The 6,864-nt window shown below is 39.4% G+C and carries 6 protein-coding genes; all 6 read left to right on the top strand.

From position 1 onward, the window contains the following. On the top strand, positions 1 to 463 hold a 463-nt coding region (gene rpsP / locus AC1WHX_RS09395; protein WP_481229226.1), incomplete at its 5' end, for a 30S ribosomal protein S16. A gap of 295 nt (positions 464 to 758) precedes the next feature. Continuing rightward, positions 759 to 2,105, top strand: a complete 1,347-nt coding sequence (locus AC1WHX_RS09390; RefSeq protein ID WP_122337262.1) for a sigma-54-dependent transcriptional regulator — start codon at positions 759 to 761, stop codon at positions 2,103 to 2,105. A 291-nt stretch (positions 2,106 to 2,396) separates the two neighbouring features. Continuing rightward, positions 2,397 to 2,477 (top strand): K(+)-transporting ATPase subunit F, encoded by an 81-nt coding sequence (gene kdpF / locus AC1WHX_RS09385; protein ID WP_081705664.1) that lies wholly within the window; start codon positions 2,397 to 2,399, stop codon positions 2,475 to 2,477. A 21-nt stretch (positions 2,478 to 2,498) separates the two neighbouring features. Beyond that, positions 2,499 to 4,211, top strand: a complete 1,713-nt coding sequence (gene kdpA, locus AC1WHX_RS09380) for a potassium-transporting ATPase subunit KdpA (protein WP_122304115.1) — start codon at positions 2,499 to 2,501, stop codon at positions 4,209 to 4,211. Positions 4,212 to 4,224: 13 nt separating this feature from the next. Continuing rightward, a complete protein-coding gene (gene kdpB / locus AC1WHX_RS09375; RefSeq protein ID WP_481229224.1) occupies positions 4,225 to 6,261 on the top strand; it encodes a potassium-transporting ATPase subunit KdpB in 2,037 nt (678 codons plus the stop codon). Between the two features lie 15 nt (positions 6,262 to 6,276). Beyond that, complete coding sequence (locus AC1WHX_RS09370; RefSeq protein WP_122304133.1) at positions 6,277 to 6,846, top strand: K(+)-transporting ATPase subunit C; 570 nt, start codon at positions 6,277 to 6,279, stop codon at positions 6,844 to 6,846. The last annotated feature ends 18 nt before the right edge of the window (positions 6,847 to 6,864 follow it).

Raw genomic sequence — 6,864 nt, 5'->3', positions numbered from 1 at the left:
TATTGAAAGGATAGGTTCTTATAATCCGAACACTAATCCTGCTACAATAAATTTGGATTTCGAAAGAGCTTTGTATTGGCTTCAAACCGGTGCTCAACCCACCGATACAACTCGTAATATCTTGTCTGCACAAGGCGTGTTGATGAAAAAACACTTGTTAGGCGGTGTCAAAAAAGGTGCATTCTCTTTAGAAGAAGCTGAAACCCGTTTCCAAGCCTGGTTGAAAAACAAACAAAATGCTGTTGAAGCTATAAAGGCTAAGCTTGCCGATGCTAAACAGGCTGATGCAAAGAAACGCCTTGAAGCAGAAAAAGAAGTTAATAAGGCTATTGCTGAGGTTGTCGCTAAGAAAAAAGCTGAAAAGGCTGCTGCTGAGGCAGAGGCTGCTGCGGCTGCGACAGAAGAAGCTCCGGTCGAAGAGACTCCTGCTGCTGAAGCTGCTCCTGCAGAAAGTGCTGAATAATATTTACAGCATATACAGAAAAACGCTCCGTTTTCGGAGCGTTTTTTTTGTGGCTTGTTTGGCGAATTTGGAAGATTGTCAATATTCCCGGATAGAATAGTTTATTTGGGAGTAAGATAAATATATGATATATTTGCCGGTTAAGAACCTGTCGTCTAAATTTTACTCAGGGCAGGTTTGTGTGTTTCTTTTAAGGATGATAATGGGTTATCTGACAAGTGAAAATGTAAAAATAACCTTATTAAATCTGTTTTATCGGAAAATTTTAAACAGTCTGTAAGATAATTTTATGAAGATGAGTAAGATTTTGATTGTCGATGATGAAGACCAGATACGGAAGCTATTGGCAAGAATGCTCGAATTAGAAGGTTATGAAATTTATCAGGCTGCCGACTGCAAAACAGCTTTATCCGAAATGAAAAGAGCTGTCCCGGACGTCGTGTTGTGTGATGTTTTTCTTCCTGATGGGAATGGCGTAGACTTTGTTGTCCGTCTGAAAAAAGAGTTTCCTATGTCGGAGGTGATATTGTTGACGGCACATGGTAATATTTCTGATGGTGTACAGGCGATTAAAAACGGTGCATTCGATTATATAACCAAAGGGGATGATAATAACCGGATTATACCTTTATTGAGTCAAGCTTCGGAAAAAGCTGCTAAAAATAAGTCGGTAAATAAAGAAGACCGAATGGATGAGAGACAATATTCGTTTGACTCTATTATCGGAAGTTCCTGTTTGCTTTCAGATGCGGTATCTTTGGCGAAGAGAGTAAGTATGACCGATGTTCCGGTATTGTTGACCGGAGAGACCGGAACGGGAAAAGAAGTGTTTGCTCAAGCAATACATAAAAATAGCTTGAGAAATAAGAAGTCTTTTGTTGCAGTCAATTGTTCCGCTTTTAGTAAAGAATTATTGGAAAGTGAAATGTTCGGGTATAAAGCTGGAGCTTTTACCGGTGCATTAAAGGATAAAAAAGGTTTATTTGAAGAGGCTGATAATGGTACTATCTTTTTAGATGAGATCGGAGAGATGGCATATGATCTTCAGGCAAAATTACTTCGTATTTTAGAATCAGGAGAATATATAAAGATTGGGGAAACGAAGCCGACGAAAGTAAACGTCCGGGTCATCGCTGCAACCAACAGGGATTTGGTACAAGAAATCGAAAACGGAAGTTTTAGGGAAGATCTCTTTTACAGGCTGTCGGTTTTTCGGATACAGTTACCTGCATTAAGAGAACATCCCGAAGATATTCCTTTATTGGCAGATAGTTTTATACGATCATTCGCTGAGAAACTACGTATGTCGATTCCGAAGATCGACTCTTCTTTTTATGAGGTGTTGTGTCGGTACACATGGAAGGGAAATGTACGGGAATTAAGGAATGTAATAGAACGTAGTATGATTGTTTGTAATGGGGAGATTCTGACATCGACAGACCTTCCTATTGATATTCAACAGATAAGTGAAAACAAGAGTATCGGAAGTAGTTCATGTTCTGATTTTGAGTTGGCGTCAATAGAAAAGCTACATATTATTCGTGTTCTCGAATATACTAAAGGAAATAAAACCGAAGCGGCTCGATTACTTAAAATCGGGTTGACTACCCTTTATCGCAAGATAGAAGAGTACGGGTTATAGAGTGAAATTACATTTTTCAAAACGGGGTGCAGCCTTTTCAAAATGAAAAGGCTGCACCCCGTTTATTATAATAGCCTAATTATATAAAGTGTTCATTTTTAGTATAGTAGTATTTTGCTTCCCATTTTGGCACATCATTCGCTATAAAGCTGGCATGTTTAATTAAAAAGAATGACAATATGAATGAAGTGCTATCATTTATTATTATGTGTTTAAGTGGAGCTGCATGTTTTTGGCTCTTTTTAAAGTGTATAGATTGGTTTGAGAAAATCTGAAAAGAAAGGAGTTTTTATGTACACAATTTTATTTATTATTAGTTTGGTTTTGTTCGGGTATTTGATGTATGTGCTAGTCAATCCCGAAAAGTTTTAAAATTCGTAACAGTTAATAGAAATGAATACGGAAATATTAGGATCTGTTTTGCAAATTGTGATTTTGCTGGTATTTAGTTATCCGCTGGGGAAACATATTGCAAAAGTATATAAAGGAGAAAAAAGTCGTTGGGATTTCTTTACTCCTGTAGAAAATTTTATTTATAAGCTGGTAGGGGTTGATCCGAAAGAAGAAATGAACTGGAAACAATTCCTGAAAGCATTATTGGTTTTAAATTTAGTTTGGTTTTTCTGGGGAATGATATTGTTGTGTACCCAGCATTGGCTGCCGTTAAATCCGGACGGGAATGCTAACCAGACGGCTGATCAGGCATTCAATACATGTATCAGTTTCATGGTAAATTGTAATCTTCAGCATTATAGCGGAGAGAGCGGTTTGACTTATTTCACACAATTGTTTGTCATTATGCTTTTCCAATTTATAACTGCGGCAACCGGTATGGCGGCAATGGCAGGAATAATGAAAGCGATGGCAGCAAAAACGACAAAAACAATCGGGAACTTCTGGTATTTCTTGGTACGTAGTTGTACACGTATTTTATTACCTCTTTCCTTACTTGTCGGTTTTGTTTTGATTCTTGAAGGAACACCGATGGGATTTGACGGAAAAATGGAGGTAAATACATTAGAAGGCGGAACACAAATGGTTTCGCAAGGACCTGCCGCAGCAATTGTTCCTATTAAGCAATTGGGTACTAATGGAGGTGGATATTTCGGAGTGAATTCCTCTCATCCGTTGGAAAATCCGACATTCTTGACCAATATTTTCGAATGTTGTTCGATATTGATTATTCCGATGGCTATGATATGGGCTTTAGGATTTTATCTGAAACGGAAAAAGTTCGGAGCAAGTATTTTTGCCGTAATGTTCTTTGCTTATATTGTCGGGGTAGGTATTAATACCTATTACGAAATGAATGGGAATCCTGCAATCGATAACATGGGAATAGCCCAGGAAAATGGTGCTATGGAAGGTAAGGAAGTTCGTTTGGGTGCTGCCGGAACAGCATTCTGGAGCGTTACCACAACTGTAACATCGAATGGTTCGGTAAACGGTATGCATGACAGTACGATGCCGTTGAGCGGATTGATCGAGATGTTGAATATGCAGATCAACACTTGGTTCGGTGGAGTCGGCGTCGGTTTTATGAACTATTATGTATTTATTATCATTGCAGTCTTCATCAGTGGTCTTATGGTAGGGCGTACTCCTGAATTTTTAGGAAAGAAAGTCGAAGCCAAAGAAATGAAAATCGCAACGATCGTGGCTTTACTTCATCCGTTCGTTATTCTGGTAGGAACAGCTTTAGCATCTTATTTATATGTTCATAATCCGGCTTTTGTAGAATCGGAAGGAGGTTGGTTGAATAACCCGTCTTTCCATGGGTTGAGTGAAATGTTGTACGAATATACTTCTTGTGCAGCCAATAACGGTTCAGGATTCGAAGGATTAGGAGATAACACGATGTTCTGGAACTATACCTGTGGTATCGTATTGATTCTTTCTCGTTTTATTCCGATAGTCGGACAGGTTGCAATTGCCGGATTGCTTGCTGAAAAGAAATATATTCCGGAAAGTGCCGGAACGTTAAAAACCGATACTGCAACATTCGGCGCTATGACATTTGCCGTTATCTTTATCGTTGCAGCACTGTCTTTCTTCCCGGTTCACGCATTAAGTACTATTGCCGAACATTTAAGTTTATATATTTAATTAAGAGTCTGAGATGAAAAAGAATATTTCAACTTCGCTCTTTCAGAAAGAGCAGGTTTTAGCAAGTATAAAACAATCGTTCGTAAAACTCGATCCGCGCATGATGATTAAAAATCCGATCATGTTCACTGTCGAAGTCGTTACGCTATTAATGTTGCCTATAACGTTCTATTCGTTAGTTGATCCTACTCAGGGTTCATTTGGGTATAACATGACTTTATTTATAATCTTGTTTGTGACTTTACTGTTTGCCAATTTTGCAGAAGCGATAGCCGAAGCAAGGGGGAAAGCTCAAGCCGATAGTTTGAGAAAGACAAGAGAGAAAACTCCGGCAAAGAGGTTGTCTGGAGATAAAATTAAAGTCGTACCGAGTTCTGAATTGAAAAAAGGAGATATCTTTTTGTGCGAAGCCGGAGATGTTATTCCGGCAGACGGGGAAATTATCGAAGGTTTGGCTTCTATCGATGAGAGTGCAATAACTGGAGAAAGTGCCCCAGTCATTCGTGAAGCCGGAGGAGATAAGAGTTCTGTAACAGGCGGTACTAAGGTCCTTTCCGATGTTATAAAAGTTTTGGTGACGAGTCGTCCCGGTGAAAGTTTTTTGGATAAGATGATTGCCCTTGTTGAGGGGGCTTCTCGTAAAAAAACACCGAATGAAATAGCTTTGACTATATTGTTGGCAGGATTTACTCTTGTTTTTGTGATTGTTTGTGTAACCTTAAAACCGTTTGCAGATTATAGCGGTGCTACAATTGCAGTCGGATCACTTATCGCACTGTTTGTCTGTCTTATCCCTACGACGATCGGAGGATTGCTTTCTGCAATTGGTATAGCCGGTATGGATCGTGCTTTGCGGGCTAATGTGATTACGAAATCGGGTAAAGCTGTTGAGACTGCCGGTGATATAGACACATTACTTTTGGATAAAACGGGTACGATAACGATCGGTAACCGGAAAGCGACGAAAATGTATTGTACAGATGCTTCGGTAGATTTTAAAACATTTGTTTCATGGTGTGTGCTCTCTTCACTTTCTGATGAAACACCGGAAGGTAAATCTATCGTTGAGTTAGGTAAAGGGCTTGATGTAAATGCTTCAAGACAAGGTATGATGGTAGAACGGATGATCCGGTTTACTGCCGAAACAAAGTGTTCAGGAGTAGATATGAAAGACGGTATGCAGATCAGAAAGGGTTCTTTTGATGCAATCCGTACGATTACTACTCAAGCCGGATATACATTCCCGAAAGATGCCGAAGAATTGGTCAATGTGATTTCAAGTAACGGGGGAACTCCTTTGGTTGTCAGTGTAGATCGCAAAGTAGTAGGAGTTATTGAGTTGCAAGATATTATTAAGCCGGGAATACAAGAACGTTTTGAACGTCTGCGTAAAATGGGAGTGAAGACCGTTATGGTGACCGGGGATAATCCTCTTACAGCTAAATATATTGCAGCAAAAGCCGGAGTTGATGATTATATTGCAGAAGCTAAACCGGAAGATAAGATGGAATATATCAAGAAAGAGCAAAACAGCGGCAAGTTGGTTGCAATGATGGGAGACGGAACAAATGACGCTCCTGCTCTGGCACAGGCTAATGTCGGTGTTGCTATGAATAGTGGGACACAAGCTGCTAAAGAAGCCGGTAATATGGTAGATTTGGACAACGACCCTACAAAATTGATAGAAATCGTGGAGATAGGAAAACAGTTGTTGATGACACGTGGAACTTTGACAACTTTCTCTATTGCGAATGATGTGGCAAAATATTTTGCAATTGTCCCGGCTCTGTTCATGATTGCCATTCCGCAACTTGCAGCGTTAAATATAATGAATCTGCATAGTCCTGAAACGGCTATCCTCTCGGCAGTGATATTCAATGCATTGATTATTCCGGCGTTAATTCCTCTGGCTTTGAAGGGTGTAACGTATAAGCCGATAGGGGCATCCGCTCTTCTTCGCAGAAATCTGTTGATATACGGACTTGGAGGTATTATCGTGCCTTTTATAGGAATTAAATTGATAGATATGTTTGTAAGTTTATTCTTTTAAATAATAATGATAGAGATGAAATCAATAGTTTGGAAATCGATAAAGATAACGCTGGTATTCTGTGTATTCTTTTCTTTATGCTACATCTTCGTTTTATGGGCTTTTGCCAAAGTAGCAGGACCGGGAAACGGAAATGCCGAAGTTGTGACGTTGGATGGAAAAGTCGTTGGAGCGGCGAATGTCGGACAAAAATTTACTAAGGATATTTACTTTTGGGGACGTCCTTCTGCTGCCGATTATACAGCAGATGCGTCTGCCGGAAGTAATAAAGGTCCTACAAATCCCGAATATCTCGAAGACGTAGAAGTACGTATTGATACTTTTTTGGTGCATCACCCTTATTTAAAACGGAATGAAGTACCTGCAGAAATGGTAACAGCCAGTGGTTCGGGACTTGATCCTCACATAACACCGCAAAGTGCAGAAGTGCAAATAAAACGAGTAGCAAAAGCTCGGGGTATGCAAGAAGATAAGGTCCGTAAAATTGTAGAGGAAAATACCGAAGCTCCATTATTAGGACTTTTCGGAACGGCAAAAGTAAATGTCTTGAAACTGAACGTTGCGTTGGACCAACAAAATAAATAATTAATATTAATAATAGAA

The sequence above is a fragment of the Coprobacter sp. genome, from assembly GCF_982436375.1.
This window is presented reverse-complemented; position numbering and strand designations above follow the sequence as displayed.

Excerpts from the sequence above, each read along its gene's own strand:
- kdpA (WP_122304115.1), top strand. The coding sequence starts at position 2,499 with ATGAATACGGAAATATTAGGATCTGTTTTGCAAATTGTGATTTTGCTG.
- AC1WHX_RS09370 (WP_122304133.1), top strand. The coding sequence starts at position 6,277 with ATGAAATCAATAGTTTGGAAATCGATAAAGATAACGCTGGTATTCTGT.
- kdpB (WP_481229224.1), top strand. The coding sequence starts at position 4,225 with ATGAAAAAGAATATTTCAACTTCGCTCTTTCAGAAAGAGCAGGTTTTA.
- AC1WHX_RS09390 (WP_122337262.1), top strand. The coding sequence starts at position 759 with ATGAGTAAGATTTTGATTGTCGATGATGAAGACCAGATACGGAAGCTA.
- kdpF (WP_081705664.1), top strand. The coding sequence starts at position 2,397 with ATGTACACAATTTTATTTATTATTAGTTTGGTTTTGTTCGGGTATTTG.